Origin of the sequence: Agromyces larvae, assembly GCF_022811705.1 — a bacterium.
GTDB lineage: Bacteria > Actinomycetota > Actinomycetes > Actinomycetales > Microbacteriaceae > Agromyces > Agromyces larvae.
Genome location: NZ_CP094528.1, coordinates 2,435,957 through 2,451,106, shown reverse-complemented (window position 1 = coordinate 2,451,106; position 15,150 = coordinate 2,435,957). Strand labels below are relative to the sequence as shown.

16 protein-coding genes are annotated in these 15,150 nt (G+C 69.2%); 8 read left to right on the top strand and 8 right to left on the bottom strand.

Translation table 11 applies throughout. The features are described from left to right. Positions 1-13: 13 nt before the first annotated feature. Complete coding sequence (locus MTO99_RS11915) at positions 14-727, bottom strand: hypothetical protein (RefSeq protein WP_243553842.1); 714 nt, start codon at positions 725-727, stop codon at positions 14-16. Here MTO99_RS11915 and MTO99_RS11910 point away from each other — a divergent pair. After that, on the top strand, positions 720-944 hold the full coding sequence (locus MTO99_RS11910; protein WP_243553841.1) for a hypothetical protein: 225 nt from the start codon (positions 720-722) through the stop codon (positions 942-944). The two genes, MTO99_RS11915 and MTO99_RS11910, sit on opposite strands and share 8 nt — an antisense overlap. Positions 945-1,232: 288 nt before the next feature. Here MTO99_RS11910 and MTO99_RS11905 read toward each other — a convergent pair whose 3' ends face one another. After that, positions 1,233-2,192 carry a hypothetical protein gene (locus MTO99_RS11905; RefSeq protein WP_243553840.1) on the bottom strand — a complete coding sequence of 320 codons (960 nt, stop codon included), beginning with the start codon at positions 2,190-2,192 and terminating at the stop codon, positions 1,233-1,235. A gap of 889 nt (positions 2,193-3,081) precedes the next feature. Between MTO99_RS11905 and MTO99_RS11900 the strand changes: the two genes are divergently transcribed. After that, the gene (locus tag MTO99_RS11900; RefSeq protein WP_243553838.1) at positions 3,082-3,525 is read left to right on the top strand and encodes a hypothetical protein; all 444 of its coding nucleotides are present in this window, start codon (positions 3,082-3,084) and stop codon (positions 3,523-3,525) included. Positions 3,526-4,022: 497 nt separating this feature from the next. On the opposite strand, the gene MTO99_RS11895 is transcribed toward MTO99_RS11900, so the two are convergent. The 3 genes from MTO99_RS11895 to MTO99_RS11885 all read right to left on the bottom strand — a co-directional run bounded on the left by MTO99_RS11895 (position 4,023) and on the right by MTO99_RS11885 (position 7,100). After that, on the bottom strand, positions 4,023-5,453 hold the full coding sequence (locus MTO99_RS11895; protein WP_243553836.1) for an ATP-binding protein: 1,431 nt from the start codon (positions 5,451-5,453) through the stop codon (positions 4,023-4,025). A 115-nt stretch (positions 5,454-5,568) separates the two neighbouring features. After that, entirely contained in the window at positions 5,569-6,813 is a 1,245-nt protein-coding gene (gene glsA, locus MTO99_RS11890) for a glutaminase A (protein ID WP_243553835.1), read from the bottom strand. Between the two features lie 71 nt (positions 6,814-6,884). Continuing rightward, the gene (locus MTO99_RS11885; RefSeq protein WP_243553833.1) at positions 6,885-7,100 is read right to left on the bottom strand and encodes a hypothetical protein; all 216 of its coding nucleotides are present in this window, start codon (positions 7,098-7,100) and stop codon (positions 6,885-6,887) included. Positions 7,101-7,175: 75 nt separating this feature from the next. On the opposite strand from MTO99_RS11885, the gene MTO99_RS11880 reads away from it, so the two are divergent. The 4 genes from MTO99_RS11880 to MTO99_RS11865 all read left to right on the top strand — a co-directional run bounded on the left by MTO99_RS11880 (position 7,176) and on the right by MTO99_RS11865 (position 9,818). Further along, positions 7,176-7,439, top strand: coding sequence for a hypothetical protein (locus tag MTO99_RS11880; RefSeq protein ID WP_243553831.1), 264 nt, complete (start codon positions 7,176-7,178; stop codon positions 7,437-7,439). Then, on the top strand, positions 7,436-7,825 hold the full coding sequence (locus MTO99_RS11875) for a type II toxin-antitoxin system VapC family toxin (protein ID WP_243553829.1): 390 nt from the start codon (positions 7,436-7,438) through the stop codon (positions 7,823-7,825). Before MTO99_RS11880 ends, MTO99_RS11875 begins: the two co-directional genes overlap by 4 nt. A gap of 221 nt (positions 7,826-8,046) precedes the next feature. Further along, a complete protein-coding gene (locus MTO99_RS11870; RefSeq protein WP_243553828.1) occupies positions 8,047-9,309 on the top strand; it encodes an ATP-binding protein in 1,263 nt (420 codons plus the stop codon). A 185-nt stretch (positions 9,310-9,494) separates the two neighbouring features. Then, positions 9,495-9,818 (top strand): alanyl-tRNA editing protein, encoded by a 324-nt coding sequence (locus MTO99_RS11865; RefSeq protein ID WP_243553826.1) that lies wholly within the window; start codon positions 9,495-9,497, stop codon positions 9,816-9,818. 213 nt (positions 9,819-10,031) lie between these two features. On the opposite strand, the gene MTO99_RS11860 is transcribed toward MTO99_RS11865, so the two are convergent. After that, positions 10,032-10,574, bottom strand: coding sequence for a hypothetical protein (locus tag MTO99_RS11860; RefSeq protein WP_243553824.1), 543 nt, complete (start codon positions 10,572-10,574; stop codon positions 10,032-10,034). Next, positions 10,571-10,918 (bottom strand): hypothetical protein, encoded by a 348-nt coding sequence (locus MTO99_RS11855; RefSeq protein WP_243553823.1) that lies wholly within the window; start codon positions 10,916-10,918, stop codon positions 10,571-10,573. The genes MTO99_RS11860 and MTO99_RS11855 overlap by 4 nt, the downstream gene beginning before the upstream one ends. Before the next feature lie 116 nt (positions 10,919-11,034). Between MTO99_RS11855 and MTO99_RS11850 the strand changes: the two genes are divergently transcribed. Then, a complete protein-coding gene (locus MTO99_RS11850) occupies positions 11,035-12,315 on the top strand; it encodes a serine hydrolase domain-containing protein (RefSeq protein WP_243553822.1) in 1,281 nt (426 codons plus the stop codon). 121 nt (positions 12,316-12,436) lie between these two features. Then, positions 12,437-13,801 carry a hypothetical protein gene (locus MTO99_RS11845; protein WP_243553821.1) on the top strand — a complete coding sequence of 455 codons (1,365 nt, stop codon included), beginning with the start codon at positions 12,437-12,439 and terminating at the stop codon, positions 13,799-13,801. A gap of 391 nt (positions 13,802-14,192) precedes the next feature. On the opposite strand, the gene MTO99_RS11840 is transcribed toward MTO99_RS11845, so the two are convergent. Next, complete coding sequence (locus MTO99_RS11840) at positions 14,193-15,077, bottom strand: NAD-dependent epimerase/dehydratase family protein (protein ID WP_243553819.1); 885 nt, start codon at positions 15,075-15,077, stop codon at positions 14,193-14,195. Positions 15,078-15,150: the final 73 nt, after the last annotated feature.

Sequence of the window (15,150 nt, the reverse complement as noted above, 5' to 3'; positions counted from 1 at the left end):
TGACCAAGGTTAGTCAGGCTACGGTCGAATTCTGACTCAGGGAATCGTCGAGCGGAAGATGCAGCGGCAGTCGCCCGAGAGAAACCTTTCGTTGGCTGGAGCGAGGCTCAGCGAACCGCTCGGGCCGGACGACCTGAAGCCGCGGCAGATCGGCTAACGGATAGGTCGCGAACCGGTACATCGGCCCGGTCGAACACCACATCTCGGGTCCCACGAAGAGATGGCTGATGTGCTGCATATCCCGCTGTGCAGCCGCCTCGGCGAGTTCATGTGAAACCGCATCCCCGGTAGGGCCCAGAATCAGCTCGTGTTGACGCGCGCGGTCATCGGGGAGGCTCTCGACCGTCGCGAAGTACCGCACGAAGTCTTCGTCGACCGCATCGAGTATCTGTGGGATCCACCGCTCGAGACTCCCGTCGTACTCGTTCGTGACCAGACGAAGGTTCCACAGGGCGAGGTCGTCGTCCATCGCGATCGCGATGAGTGTGCGGCGCTCCCTCGTGAACTCGAGGTGAGGAAGGGCGAGTTGGAGAAGATCGGTGCCTGAGTCGATGAGCATTCGCTGAGAGTAGTCCGGTGCTCGGGCGCAGTCCCGGTGTCGGCGCAGACCTGTGAGTCGTCCTTCGGCGGAGGCGCCTGGGGAGGAGGAGACGGGCACCCGCCGAACCGTCGCGATGCTCGGCGACACGACGTCGCGGATGAACGGGTGGGCGATCGCGATGCTCATCCTGTTCATCTGGACCTTCCCGCTGAACCTGCTGTTCCTGCTGTGGCGCAGGCGTACCGTGAGCGGCCACATCAACGTCACCGTCTGGGCGCCGGGGGATCGGACGTTCACCGAACCTGTGCCGGTGTGGACGGAGGTGCAGCGCCGCGACGTGTTCGCGCGGGTGGCGGAGTTGGAACGGTTGGTTGCGGCGGGGCGGGGGAGGGCGGGGCGGTGAGCCGGTAGCGTGGGCGGCCCCGCCGAGGCATCCGATCGGAGCCGGGAACCCGGGCAGGCTCAGTCTCCGATTCCGAGGGCCACCGCAGCGGATGGCGTGAGCCCGACCCGTTCGAGGGGTGACGCGCAGACGGGCCGTGTGGCATTCCTGCTACTTGTGTGGCAGGAATGCCACACGCACACGTCGAGATCCGGCAAGCCGACGGGTTCGTGCATTCACTCGGGCGCCGGGGCCGAATCCGCGGCAGGCGACATCCATAGCCGCCGGCCCGACGGCCCACCCCTCGGGTCAGAGGTGCGGGAACGCCTCCACGGTCGCTCCGGCCGGGATCTTCCAGAATCCCTGCTCGAACTGGGCTGTGCCACCAGCAGGCAGTCGGTCCAGATAGGTCGAGTTCACGCCCACGATCGTGCCGGCGCCGTCACGTGCGACGAGATCGATCTGCACAAAGTCCTGGTCTTCGGCGAACGTGCTCGTGATCTGCCCGGTGACCTTCGAGTACGGTTCGTACTCGAGCGACACCGCCAGGTTGCCGACCGTGAAGGTCCCCGTGCTCGCGGCGGCCGAGTACGTGGCACCCGAGGCGGCAGGGCCGCGTGCTTCGATGCGAGCGATCGATCCGTTGCCGAGCTGCATGAAATTGCCGGTGAGCACGGTCTGGCCCGACAGGATCGTCGTGTATGTGGTGTCTGAGTCGAGCAGCACGCCGGCCTCGTCGTACGCCTCGACGGTGAATCCGCTCGTGAAGATGTAGTCGACGTTGGGGTTGTCGATGGTCACGGCGTACCAGCCCCAGCCCAGGTCGGTGTCGACGCCGAAGGCGGTGCCGGCGACTGATAGATCCTGCACCTTCGGCGCGGCAGGTTCGGCGGGTTCGGATGCCTCTGGCTGCTCGTCTTCGTCGTGTGCGCGCTGCCCGGCACTCTGGTCGGGCTTCGCCGCCTCGGCCGAACGGGGCAGGTTCGCGATGCCGATCGAGACCACGAGCACGATCAGCAGCACGACGGCGCCGATCGCGCCGAGCGTGATCCAGAGCCACGTGCGCGACTTCGGCTGGGCGGTTGTGGGAGTCGGGGTGCCTTCGACGTGGGCAGGCGCCCCAGGCTCCGTCGGCGCCGCAGGCGCTGAGGGCGCGGCAGCCTCCGTGTCGACGGGAACCCATGCCAGCGAGCCGTCGGACTGCTGGGTGAGGCGGTGCCCGTTCACGACGTCGCCGGGTTGGTACTGCGGGGTGTTGGGGTCGGACATGGTCGGTTCCTCTCGGGTGCGGTTGCTGTGTAGCCGCCACGGTGGGCAGCGAATCGACGGTACGGGCACGGGCTGACATCGCAAGGTGCTCAAGGGTGTTCGAGACCGTCGAGCACGCTCACGGATGCATCGCGATCCGCGTGATTCCGCGGATGCGCGCGGAGTTCGCCCCATTCCGGGGGTCAGGGGCCACCGAGACCTCGATCGGGTGTCAAGATGGCGCTATGCCGCTGACGCTCCCACCCCTCCTATCCCGCCTGCCCGGGCGGGAGTCGGATCCGGGAAGGAGTCACGATGGCGCATTCGCCGCACCGTCGTCACAAGGGCCGCCAGCTCTGCAAGCCGCACAAGCACCGCGGTAACGGTGACTCGCGGCGCGCCCCTGGGCGGTGAGCCGGCGGCTCGGCCGCAAGTGCCGCTGGACGCGCCGCGATCTGGGGGACTGATCGCGATGAGCGAGCGGTTCGAGTCGGTGAGCTCGGGCTCGCTCGCGCCCCTCACGGCTCAGCCGCGTGGATGTCTCGAGCTGGGCCCGTTCGCTCGGGGTTCCACCACGCTGGCGTCGAGCACTGCCTTCGACAGTGGCATCAGCCGACCGACTCCGCTCTGACTCTCCCGCACCGCGCTGGCTAGCCTGCGCCGAACGCGGGACGCCGATACGGATCGACAGCTCGTCGAGGCGGGTTGGATCGTTGTCCGCCGATGGGACACGACGATCCCGCGGTGGTCGTCGATGAGATCGAACGAGTGCTCGCGATCGAAAGGGGGCGTGCCGGCTCGACATAGTTGACGTTGTCCGTCGGTAGGAGACGTCCTCCTCCGGCACGACCTGCCCCAGTACGCTCGAAATACGTACATGGGCGAGGGCCTACTGAGCGGAGGGTGCGCAGTGGAGGTCTTCTCGGTAGTAGTCCAGGCTCTCACTGCTCTGGCGATCGTGTTCGCGGCCTGGCAGCTCCTGTTCCACAGCAGGCAAATGCACCGCGACTTCGAGCTGATCTACGTACAGCGATACTGGGAACTGATGGACCGGCGGAGTCCAGGATTCGTGACGGAGGGACGAGGACGGCGCACGGATCGCCCCCTGATTACCGCCTACCTTCAGCTCTGCGAGGACGAAATCGACCTCCGTAGGCTCGGCCGCGTGACCGACAACACCTGGGGGTTCTGGGCGCGGTCTATCGTCGACCAGGCGTCGACGTCGCCCTATGCGTCGGAACTCGGTCGAGTGCGCCCCGAGCTCTATCCGCTGCTCCGTCGACTCATCGAGAGCGACGCAGGCTTCGACCCGCTTGATCGCTCACGGCTCTGGCGCAAGCTGCACGGTTTGTGAGGATTCGCCGGGCTCCGTTCTGAGTCCCGAGATAATCGCGCGATCGCCGCATATGCGGACGGGAACCGCTCACACGGCCGCGCGTTGTCGACTCACTACCGCCCCCACCCCGGTAGTACGCGTTCTGGTGGATCGCCTGGATGATCGCCACGACGACGCCCGGCACCGCGCACAGACTGTACAGCGCGATGAGCGCCGGTGGTGTCGGGATTCGGCCGGACGGCCGAACCTTCAGGGGCTCGTCGACGGGATGGGCGTGGGCGCGCTCGGCTGCGGCACGTGAGAGAAGTACGGCGTCGCCGGTTCTGGTCCGTTCATCACGAGTGCCGTCCGCAGCGTGGGGGTCAGTGGATACTCGAAGTCTCTCGGCATCTGCGTCGGGGTTGGCGGGTGCAACGCCCCCAGTCTGGGGCCGAGTCCCGCTGCGAGACGTCCGTCATCGCTGGTGACGCAAGCCAGTTTCGCGGCACCGGAATGGCAACGCCTTCGTAAGTGGGTCAGTCCTCCACCACCCACATCGCCCTCGGGTCCTGCTTGGACTTGCCGGTCCACTTCACGAGCCCCTCTTCGCGCAGGGCGTTCAGCTGCCGAATCAGCGTTGGGCGGCTCACATCGAGCAGTTCCTGCAGCTCGCCGGTGCCGAGCGGTTGGCGGGCAGCACGAAGTGCGTTGAGGGTTGAGAGCGAACCCCGGGGGAGTCGCGCGACGATCGAATCGGAGATGCGCGAGACGCCCGAGAGGGTGAGCTTCACCGAGCCGGCCGTTTGCGTGTACACGGGATCGGTGAGGCCGCGTGAACGCATCTCGTCGAACATGCGGCGAATGCCTTCGCCGAGTTCGCGGGTGAGTCTGAGGTCGGTGCAGACGCGCGCGATTCGGGGATTGCGTGCGTAGCGGCTCACTTCGAGTGGAGCCGTGGGGTCGGCGAGGCCGGGGAATCGCCCGGGGCTGGTGAGCTCGATCCGGTCGGGGAAGATCTCGACACGGATGTGGTCGCCGCCCAGGCTGTAGGAGCGGTGGACAACCGCGTTCACCAAGCCCTCGAGCCACGCGTCGGGCGGCACGACCGGCTGCTCGCTGAACCGCCCGGTTCCGTCCAGGGCGGTACGCTTCGGTTGCCAGTCCTCGATGACGCGGCGAGCATCTGTGATGAGTCGCGGGATCGGTCCTTCGATACGCACGTCGTGGCCTGCCTCGACGTTGAGGCCAGCACCTGTTCCACGATCCGGGGCGCGATATCGGATGACGCGCACGACCGCCTGCGGAAGGCGCTCAGTAGGATCGGGCGCGAACAGCAGATAGCCGGCAGTCGTGACCGATTCATCATCAGGGGTGACCAGACCGCGATTGCGGAGGAGCTGGGTGTTGGTGCCCGAGAAGCCCGCGCTCTCGCGGTACTGCTTCAGCAGCGAGGCATCCAGGTCGGAGACGGAAACGCCCCGGACCGGTGCGCCGTCGAACTGCGACGGCCCGCGGTCGTAGTGGAGCTCTTGTCGTTGAGCGAAGCCGAGTCGACGGCTCTCATCGCCCACCCGCAGATAGCAGTCGCCGTTCGACATCTCGTGCACCGTCTCACCAGGCAGGACGCGGAAAACGAGCAGTGCACTCATCTCGCCGCGCGAGTTGACGCAACCGACCTGATCGATTCGCACGCGAACGGGCGGCGAGGTGAAATCCAGCGACGCCTGCCGTAGCGCGTTCACGTGCTTCGGGTCGGCCGGCATTCCCTCGACCACCCCATTGTGCAACCCGACGACGATCGTGCCGCCCTCGGCGTTGGCGAAGGCGCACAGAGTCTGCGCCAGTTCTCGCGCACCGATCCGGGCGGACTTTCGTTCGAACCATTGGTCCTCGGGAAGAGCTGCCAATTCGGCTCCACGAACATGAATGTCCGCGGCGAGCGCTCGATCGGTCTCGTTCGTCGACATGAAGCTACTCTAAAATTTTTAGAGTACTTTCGGCTAGTGGTCACGGCGGCCAACCGGTTCCGAATTCTCTTCGCGCTCCTCATCGCATGGGTGGTGGTCGGGTTGCTCCAGCTCTCTACGAGTGCGCCTGTCCCGACGCAAGTACCCCTTCCGGATCCCGCACCACCACTCGCGGCCGCCCATCGTTCCCGAGGCCGGCCCGCTCCGGTACGTGCCGGAACAGCTCCGCGGCGCCCGGCGCCACCCGCGTGACCGCGGCGAAGTCGAGCACGAGGCATCCGTCGTCGCTGACCATCGGAGCGAGGCGCGCGAGCACCTCCTCCGCGCTTGCGAACAGCAGCTCGCCGCGCAGCACCGCCACCGTCTCCGAACCATCCGCCGATGGCGTGAGCGCGGCGATCGGCGACAGCGGTTCGGTGCGGTGCCCCAGGAGGTGCAGGCCGAACTGGGATGACAGGGCCTGCAGCATGGCGACGCCGCGCACGCTGTTGCCCTGCGCGTCGAGCGGCGGGCTGAAGGTGCCGATGCCGAACTGACCGGGCTCCAGGGCGACGATGCCGCCGCCGACGCCGCTCTTCGCAGACAGGCCGACGCGCACGAGCCACTCGCCCGATGCGTCGTACATGCCGCAACTGGTCATCACGGCGATCGTCCAGCGGGCGGCGGCGTCGCTCACGACTCGCTCGCCGGTGACCGGGTTCACGCCGCCGGTCGCGAGGGTCGCCGCCATCATCGCGAGGTCGCGCGCGGTGACGACGATCGAGCATTGGCGGAAGTAGGCGTCGGTCGCGGCATCCACCGCTGATCCCAGGGTGCCCGCCGAGCGTGCGAGGAATGCGAGGGCGCGGTTGCGGTCGCCGGTCTCGGCCTCGGAGGCGAACACGGCCTCGTCGACGACGAGGTCGCGCCCGGCGAAGCGCTCGAGCCCCGCCCGCACGGTCGCGAACTTCTCGTCCGCATCCGCATCGGGCCCGGCGAGCAGGGAGGTCACGACGATCGCGCCCGCGTTGATCATGGGGTTCAGCGGGCGACCGGATGCCGCGTCGAGACTGATGGCGTTGAACGGTTCGCCGCTCGGCTCGAGGCCGACGTGCCGGGTCACCTCGTCGAGACCGAGCGCGTCGACCGCGAGGGCGAACGCGAACGGCTTCGACACCGACTGGATCGTGAACTCCGTGCCGGCATCGCCGGCCTCGTGCACGACGCCGCGGGTGCTGACCAGCGCGATGCCGAGCCGGTCGGGATCGGCCTTCGCCAGTTCGGGGATGTATGCGGCGACCTCGCCGCCGCGCACCTCGCGTGCCGTGTCGACCACGGCCTCGAGCAGGGAACCGACTGGATCGCGCGGATCGGCGGGCATGGCGCCAGCGTAGCGCCGAGGATGTCTCGGGGGCGCTGCCGGACTTCGCCGGGCCTGCCCTCTACGCAGGCCTACGCCGACTTCTCGACCCAGACGACGCGCAGCGTCGCGTTGTACACGTACGTGGTGCTGCCGCTCTTCGGCCCGGGCACCGTGATGAGCCCGTGGCCGGCCTTCATCGCCGCCTCGATCTGCGATCGAACACCCTGCCAGGTCGCCTGATCCGAGAAGGTGTGCCTCGCCGGAGCCGGGTGATCGCCGAGGTACAGGGTGATGTCGGTCGCCATGAGCAGGCTCTACCTGCGGCGCTGCGCAGCTCAGCCGAGTGTGTCACCGGATGCCTAGGTGGTACACTCGGCAGCATGCCCACGACGCTTCCGCGGTTCCAGGTGACGGTGACGCCGAGCATCGAGCACGCACTGCACGTCGCGGCCGAACGCTGGCCGGGCGTCCCGCGTCCCGAGCTCGTCAGTCGGCTGTTCGCGACCGCGGTCGCAGCGCTCGAGTCGCAGCAGGGTGAGGCCGATCGCGCACGACTCGGCGCGGTCGACCTGACCTCCGGCGCGTTCGACATCGCGTACGAACCGGGGTATCTCGAGCGGCTGCGAGACGAGTGGCCCGAGTGATCGTGCTCGACGCGAGTGTGGTCATCGCCCACCTCGCCTCCCACGACCCGCATCATGCGCGGGCGGCCGCGTTCTTCCGCGGCCACCTCGCCGAGTCGTTGCTCATCCCTTCGCTGACCCTCACCGAAGTGCTCGTCGGGCCGGTCCGCGTCGGGCGCGGTGAAGCGGCAGCGCACGCGATCACCGCGCTGGGCATCGCCGAATGGATGCCTCCGGCGCAGAGCGCCGCGAGACTCGCCCGCATCCGGGTCGAAACCGGCCTGAAGCTCCCCGACTGCTGCGTGCTCGACGCGGCGCTGACGACCGGCGCCCGCCTCGCGACCCTCGACGATCGGCTCGCCCGAGCCGCCCGCGACGCCGGCGTCGAGGTGGCCGAGGTCGGCTGAGCCGGCCGATTCTCCCTTGCGTCCGTTGGTTGAGAAGCGCCACCGTCCGCTGGTTGAGGAGCGCCCGACGGAGTCGGACGCGTCTCGAAACCTCGTGACCCAACCTCCGCAACCGCAGCGACCAAACGGTCACCTCACCAGCGACCAAACTTGCACAGGGCAGCGACCAAACTTGCACGGCAGGGGCGACCAAACTTGCACAACCGTGCCACTATTGAACCGTGGCATCCGTTGTTCCTTCATCCCCAATCGGGCGCATCCTCCCGCGGCACGCGCATCGAGCGGTCGAGGACGCGCTCGCCGATACCCGCGTCGTGCTGATCAACGGCGCGCGCCAGTGCGGAAAGAGCACCATCGTCGCGCAAATCGGCGCCGACCGGGGCGCCGAATGGCGCAGCCTTGATCGAGCCGCTACCCGTCATGCGGCCGAGTTCGACCCCACCTCGTTCGTGCGCGATGACCAGATGCTCGTCATCGACGAAGTTCAGCGCGTGCCCGAGCTCCTCCTGGCCATCAAGGAAGTCGTCGATACCGACCCACGCCCCGGGCGATTCCTGCTGACCGGATCGGCGCGGGTACTCGGGCTTCGCGGCGTGCCCGACGCGCTGCCCGGGCGCATGGAGACGATCGAGCTGTGGCCGCTGGCGCAGGGTGAGATCGATGGAACTCCTGATGGATTCGTGGACGCGGTGTTCGACCAAGGTGTCGACCTGCGGCATGGCTCGCTCGAGCAGCGCACCGGGTACATCGACCGCGTCATTCGCGGCGGGTTCCCCGAAGCCGTCGCGCGCGTGGGGCGGCGGCGTGAGACGTTCTTCGACAACTATGTCGCCGACATCGTGAACCGCGATGTCATCCAGCTCTCGGAGATCGAGCGTGGCCCCGAGATGCGTGCGCTCATCCGCATGCTCGCCGCACGGTCAGGGCAGTTGCTGGTGCCAGGATCCATCGCCGGCGAGATCGGTCTGCCGCAGACGACGGTGAACCGTTATCTCGGTCTTCTCGAGGAAGTCTTCCTCATCAAGCGCATTCCCGCCTGGTCGCGCAACCTCAGCAGTCGTGCGGTCTCGACCGCCAAAGCGGCCATGGTCGACTCCGGTATCGCGGCGAACCTTCTCGGTCAGGATGCCGCGAGCCTGCGCCGCATCGACAGCCCGCTGGGAGGGCTGCTCGAAGGATTCGTCACCATGGAGATCGCGCGGCAACTGACCTGGTCGAATGTGCGCGCAGAGCTGTTCCACTATCGAACGAAAGACAAGGTCGAAGTCGACATCGTGCTCGAAGACCGGCGAGGACGCGTCGTTGCGATCGACGTCAAATCCTCTGCCACTGCGAGGCCCGACGACTTCAAGGGCATCAACCATCTCGCCGAGCGCGTCGGAGGCGACTTGGTTGCGGGAATCGTGCTGTACACGGGCACCGAGACACTGGCGTTCGGACCGAAGAATCGAGCCGTGCCGATCAGCGCGCTCTGGGAGATGTGAACTCCCGCCGGTTGAGGAGCGCCCGACGGTACCAAAGCCAGCGGAGACATCGTCGTCCGCTCGCATACCGTCACCGGTTTCAATGTCAGCCCGGGTAACGGTTACGACGCCCAGGAAACCGACGTGTTCTTCATCAAAGGGACGAAGGCTCCGAGCGTCGTCCCTCACAATCCAGAATGGAAGCCATGAAGTACGCCTCACCCGACGACCTCGAACATGTTCCGAACTGGGACAACTACATCGTCGCGCAGGCAGTGCACGCGATGCTCGGCGTGGTCCCGCCTCACGCTCTCGCGATCGGCGTCTCGATCAATCGGGAGCAAGTCCAGCTCATCTTCCAGCTTTCCCAACGAACGGAAGACGATGAGACCGACATGCGTGAGATCGAGAGCGAGCTCGAAGAACTCGTTTGGCGGGACGTGCACATTTCGTCGACCTACGAAGTCCTCGAGCATCGTCAAACCGGGAGGCATCCCGGGACCCGTTGGATCCATTTCGCCCACGAGTGATCCGGACCCCGACTCTGATTCGGACGGTCTTGATGAAGGCTTCGGAGTTCGACATCGGATTCCGGATCCACTCATCGTTCCCAAACTGGTACTGGCCCATACGCTCGCCGCACACTGCCGCGCCTGCTCGTGGAAGAACGACTGCTGGAGTCGGACGCCCGACGAGGCTGCGGAACGCCAGAGTGGCCGAACAGTAGGCGCCCGGCCAAGCCGCTACCCCTCCGCCGGCACTCCCAGGTCGCGCACGAGATATACCCACGGGAACATCGCGCAGCCGAGCATCCAGCCCTCGTCCTCCTCGCGGCGTGTCGGGCCGCGGCCGATGACGCGCTTGTGCTCCCACTGCGTGTCGGTGCGCAGCATGCGGTGGCGCAGGATCCCGGCCTCGACGGTGCGCCAGCCGGCACGGCCCGCGAGCGCGAGCTCGGGCATCTCGTCGAACGCGGTCACCGGGCCGAGCCAGCGGTACTCGGTGCCGGCTTCGCCGGAGGCATCCGGTTGGGTCGTGTCTCCGAAGCGCTGCTGCGCCGCCTGGCGGGTCATGCCCAACTCCGCACCGATCGCGCTCCAGCTCACGCCGCCCGCGCGCGCTGACTCGACGGCCTGCCGCAGGACCGAGCGCACCTCCAGCTCGGCGTCGGCGCTGGCGCGGATGAGTGCGAGGTGGTCGTCGGGCGCGATCGCTCCGTCGGGCGCACCCTCGACGGCCACGGAGTCGAGGATGGCACGGGCGATCGCGTCGCCGACGGCGCTCATCGGTCGCCGTCGCGGCTCGGCAGCCACCAGGTGCGGGTCTGGTCGCCGCGTCGGCTCTGCGCCGCGCCGGTCTCGCGTGCGCCGGTCTCGCCCGTGCTGGTCTCACCCGCGCCGGTCTCGCCGATGCCGTCATGCGACGAGCCGCGGGGCCGCAGTGCGCCGAGCGTGCCGCCGAAGGTGAGCGTTGCCGCGCACAGCAGCACGATTCCGACGCCCGTGAGCATGCCGCCCGCGAACCCGTCGAGCAGGAACGCGCTGACCAGCGTGCATGCCAGGCCGGCGATGAGGGCACCGAATCCGGATGCCCAGGCGGTGATGAGGAGGCGGTTCGGGGAGGAGGTCATGTGTCAACCGTAGATTGACGCCGATCCGACTGTCAAGTGATGGTTGACGTCGACTGGCGGCCCATCCGCGGCGGCGGTATCCTCCGGCGAGAGCGGGCGACCGTACGGAGGAGTCGATGCAGACGCACCGCAGGCGCGGCTACGCGACGGTCGTCGTCGCGCTCGCGGCATCCGCTCTGCTGCTTTCCGGATGCACCGCCCCAGGCGAGCCGCCGGGCTCGACGCAGGGTGCATCCCCGACCGGCGACGCGAGCGAGCCGGGCGATTCGACGGATGCCTCGGTGCAGCGACTGCTCGACGAGGCCGCCGCCCGCGCGGTCGAAACCCACTCGCTCGGGTCGCTCATCGCCGAGATCCGCATCGACGGCGAGGTCGTCGCGCAGACCGCGATCGGCGAGGCGATGGGCGGGGTGCCGGTGACGCTCGACGGCCGGTTCCGCAACGGCGCCGTCGCGATCACCTACCTCAGCACCCTGCTCATGCGGCTCGTCGACGACGGCGTCGTCGACCTCGACGAACCGATCGCGACGTGGCTGCCCGACTTCCCCGAGGCCGACCGGGTCACCCCGCGGATGCTCGCGAACATGACCGCCGGCTACCCCGACCACGTCGCGAACCCCGAATTCATCGACGCCGTGGTCGACGACCCGTTCCACGCTTGGACCGACGACACGCTCCTCGCCTTCAGCCTCGGCGCACCGCGCTCGTTCGAACCCGGCGAGAACTGGGACTACTCGCACAGCGACTACATCGTGCTCGGCCTCGTGCTCGAAGCCGCGACCGGCGAGCGGCTCGCCGACCTGCTCGCCGAGCACGTGCTCGAACCGCTGGGGCTCGACGCGACCGTCGCCGAGCAGGGGACCGCCATCCCCGACCCCGTCGTGCACGCCTTCACCGCAGAACGCGGCGTCTGGGAGGACTCGACCTGGTGGAACCCGTCGTGGACCCTGCCCGAAGGAGCCGTGCAGACGAGCAGCATCGGCGACATCGCGTCGAGCTTCGACGCGATCGTCGGCCGGGGCGACCTGCTCGAACCCGACTCGTGGCAGCAGCTCATCGCCCCCGACCTCATCGGGTTCGGCCACCCCGTCGAGGGATGCCGCGCCTGCGGCACGCTCACCGAGAACTGGTCGTACGGGCTCGGCACCATCCTCGTCGGAGACTGGGTGAAGCAGACCCCGCTGTTCGGCGGGTACGCGTCGGCGGTCCTGACGCTGCCCGCCTCGCGGGCCGACGACGGCCGTTCGGTCACCGTCGCCGTCGCGATCACCTACACCCGCGACACCTTCCCCGACTGGGGCGGCAACCTCGCGAACCACGCCGATGCCCTCGCCCTCGAACTCGGCGGCGAGCTCGTGCCCGACGACCCGCCGCCGACCGTCGGACCGCAAGGGTAGGGGTCGCGTCGCGGCGTCCCGCTGGTCGAGGAGCGCCCGACGGAGGAGGACGCGTCTCGCGACTCGGTGCGGTGCGGCCCGCATGCAGCTCGCGCACAGCGGCGCCCATAGGATCGAGGACATGGCCGGGTTCTGGGGCATGCGCCGACGCGAACACGACGAGCTCGATGCGCACGACGCCGACCTCGCCAAGCGTGCCGGCGCCGCGCTCGTCGCCGCCGACGAACGCCTGCGCGTGACGGCCGATGAGCTCGTCTTCGCCGAGGCCGAGCTCGGGCACGATGCCACCGGCGAACTCGCCACCGCGCTCGCCGCAGTGCGAGAACACCTCGGCGAGGCCTTCCGGCTGCACCAGCTCAACCACGACGAGATCCCCGACAGCGCCGTCGAGCTGCGCCAGCGCAATGCGCGCATCGTGCAGCTCTGCGAATGGGCCGAGGACGTGCTCGGCGAGCGCACCGCGGTGCTCGCCGACAAGATCGCGCGGGCCCGGCGCGCACCCGAGATCCTCGCGGGGGTGCGGGCGGATGCCGCGCACCTGCGTTCGCGCATCCCGCACGCCCGTGAGACCGTCGAACGGCTCTCCGCCCGCTACGCCCCCGAGGCGCTCGCGCAGGTGGACGCGAACCCCGCCCAGGCCGACCAGCTCCTCGGCTTCGCCGAGCACAGCGCCGGCGTCGCCGATCGCCGCCGCGAAGCGGGGCAGCGCGAGCAGGCCAACCTCGCACTCGAGGCGGCCACCGAATCGGTGCGACGCGCGGCGACCCTGCTCGACGCGGTCGAGGCGTTCGAGGTCGAGGCGCTGCGTGCCGAAGCGACGCTCGGCGCGATCGTCGAAGACTCCCGCGGCGACCTCGCCGTCGCGCTCCGCGAACCGCACTCGCCGGGGGTCGCCGCCGCCATCGCCGAGTTGCAGGCGGCGCTCGCGACCCTCCCGGCGGCGGGAGTCAACGTCGACCCCTTCACCCAGCTCGACCGGATGCGCGAGGCGAACGCCGGACTCGACGCGGCGATCGCCGCCGCCCGCGAGCGCGCGGCGCGCCCGATCCCCCCGGTCGAGCATGTGCTGCACGCCATCGACGACGCCGACCGGCAGCTCGCCGTCGCCCGCGACATCATCGCCGGGCATCGCGGCTGGATCGGCGCCGATGCGCGCACCCGGCTCGCCGAAGCCGAGCGCATCCGGGTCGACCTCGACCGACTCCTCGGCGGCTCCGCGGTGGCCGCCACCACGATCGACGAGGACGACCGCGAGAAGGCCATGGCGATGGCCAGACGCGTCGCGTACCTGGCGGGCGAGGCACTGCAGCTCGCGCGACGCGACATCGATTCGTCCCGTCCGCAGGATCCCGGGCAGTGGGGCGGCGGAAGCTGGGGCGGCCCCGGATGGGGCGGCGGCGGACGCCGCGGAGGCGGCTCCGACGTGCTGGGCGGCATCCTCGGCGGTCTCGTGATCGGCAGCGTGCTCGACGGCTTCTTCGACTGACGGCTCCTCGGTCCGCGCCATCTCGGTTCGGGAGCTCTGCTCCGGGGGCGACCCGCGCACCCCTCGTCGCGCCGGGGATTCCGACGTAGCCTGAACGCACCGACCGAGGGGGAACCATGAGCGACACCACCGGCTCCGACGACACCCTGCCCGACGACCGCGACCACGTCGACAGCGCCGCCGAACAGGCGCGACTGAAGGCGGAACACGACCGCGAGCTCGGCGTCGACCCGTTCTGGGAGGGCGCGAACATCACCGAGCATGACGGACCCGACCTCGAAGGCGGCGACGATCTCGACACCGGGCGGGTTCCGCACCCCGCGCGACGAGTAGCGGTCGGGGCGGCGGCGCGCTCACGGGGGTTGCCGCCGCGTCCAGTCCGCGGATCGCCTCACCACTGCTCGCCCAGCGGATGGTCCGCGTCGGTGAACTCGCCGCCGATCGGCCCGCGTGCGGCAGCGGGTGAACGAGCCGATTCGGGCGCCACGCCGTCGCGTTCGGTCAGCACGCGCACCGCATCATCCTCGGGGTCGAACCCGATCACCCACCCGGCCCGCAGATCGAACCCGCCGGGCGCGTTCGCCGAGACGCCCCACACGATGTGGTGCCGCCCGTCGTCGAGCGCGATCGCCGCTTCGATGAGCCGTGCCGCATCGCCGGGCGACAGCCAGTGCCCGAGGTCGCCGCCGGGCAGCGGTTCGGCGCCGAACGCGCAGATCCGCGCCGACACGACGCTCATGCCGTACCGATCGGCGTAGACGCTGCCGAGGGCCTCGACGGCCGCCTTGCTGACTCCGTAGAACGTGTCGGGCCGCGGCACGAGCACGGGCGTCGTCGCCGCCGCGCCGGCGTGGGCGAACCCGACGGCGTGGATGCTCGACGCGAGAAGCACGCGCCGCACCCCGCCGAGATGCGCCGCCTCGAGCACCCGCTGCGTGCCGTCGATGTTGACCCGCACGAGATCGGCCCACGGGCGCTCCGAGGCGAGCGCCGCGAGGTGCACCACCGCGTCGGCACCACGGACGGCTGCGCGGATCTCGTCGTCGCGCTCGATCGACGCCCGGTGCAGTTCGATCGAGCCGCGGAGAGGGGCGCCGGATGCCATGCCCCACGGGCCCTCCTCGACACGCTCGGGCAGCTCGGTGTCGACGAGTCGCAGGGTGCGCCCCGCCCGGTCGAGCAGCGGGACGACCTGGCTGCCGATGCGCCCGGAGGCGCCGGTGATCACGACGAGCTGGGGCCGGTGGTCGCGCGCCGTCGCGGCTTCGATCGACATGGCCCAAGGGTACGGATGCCTCGCGGCGCGCGCGAGGGACAGAACAGGGTGGCGGGCACACCTCGATGCACGT

What these genes read in the sequence shown, in the direction of transcription:
- MTO99_RS11910 (WP_243553841.1), top strand. Translation starts at nt 720, where the DNA reads ATGCTCATCCTGTTCATCTGGACCTTCCCGCTGAACCTGCTGTTCCTG.
- MTO99_RS11915 (WP_243553842.1), bottom strand. Translation starts at nt 727, where the DNA reads ATGAGCATCGCGATCGCCCACCCGTTCATCCGCGACGTCGTGTCGCCG.
- MTO99_RS11905 (WP_243553840.1), bottom strand. Translation starts at nt 2,192, where the DNA reads ATGTCCGACCCCAACACCCCGCAGTACCAACCCGGCGACGTCGTGAAC.
- MTO99_RS11895 (WP_243553836.1), bottom strand. Translation starts at nt 5,453, where the DNA reads ATGTCGACGAACGAGACCGATCGAGCGCTCGCCGCGGACATTCATGTT.
- glsA (WP_243553835.1), bottom strand. Translation starts at nt 6,813, where the DNA reads ATGCCCGCCGATCCGCGCGATCCAGTCGGTTCCCTGCTCGAGGCCGTG.
- MTO99_RS11885 (WP_243553833.1), bottom strand. Translation starts at nt 7,100, where the DNA reads ATGGCGACCGACATCACCCTGTACCTCGGCGATCACCCGGCTCCGGCG.
- MTO99_RS11880 (WP_243553831.1), top strand. Translation starts at nt 7,176, where the DNA reads ATGCCCACGACGCTTCCGCGGTTCCAGGTGACGGTGACGCCGAGCATC.
- MTO99_RS11865 (WP_243553826.1), top strand. Translation starts at nt 9,495, where the DNA reads ATGAAGTACGCCTCACCCGACGACCTCGAACATGTTCCGAACTGGGAC.
- MTO99_RS11860 (WP_243553824.1), bottom strand. Translation starts at nt 10,574, where the DNA reads ATGAGCGCCGTCGGCGACGCGATCGCCCGTGCCATCCTCGACTCCGTG.
- MTO99_RS11855 (WP_243553823.1), bottom strand. Translation starts at nt 10,918, where the DNA reads ATGACCTCCTCCCCGAACCGCCTCCTCATCACCGCCTGGGCATCCGGA.
- MTO99_RS11850 (WP_243553822.1), top strand. Translation starts at nt 11,035, where the DNA reads ATGCAGACGCACCGCAGGCGCGGCTACGCGACGGTCGTCGTCGCGCTC.
- MTO99_RS11845 (WP_243553821.1), top strand. Translation starts at nt 12,437, where the DNA reads ATGGCCGGGTTCTGGGGCATGCGCCGACGCGAACACGACGAGCTCGAT.
- MTO99_RS11840 (WP_243553819.1), bottom strand. Translation starts at nt 15,077, where the DNA reads ATGTCGATCGAAGCCGCGACGGCGCGCGACCACCGGCCCCAGCTCGTC.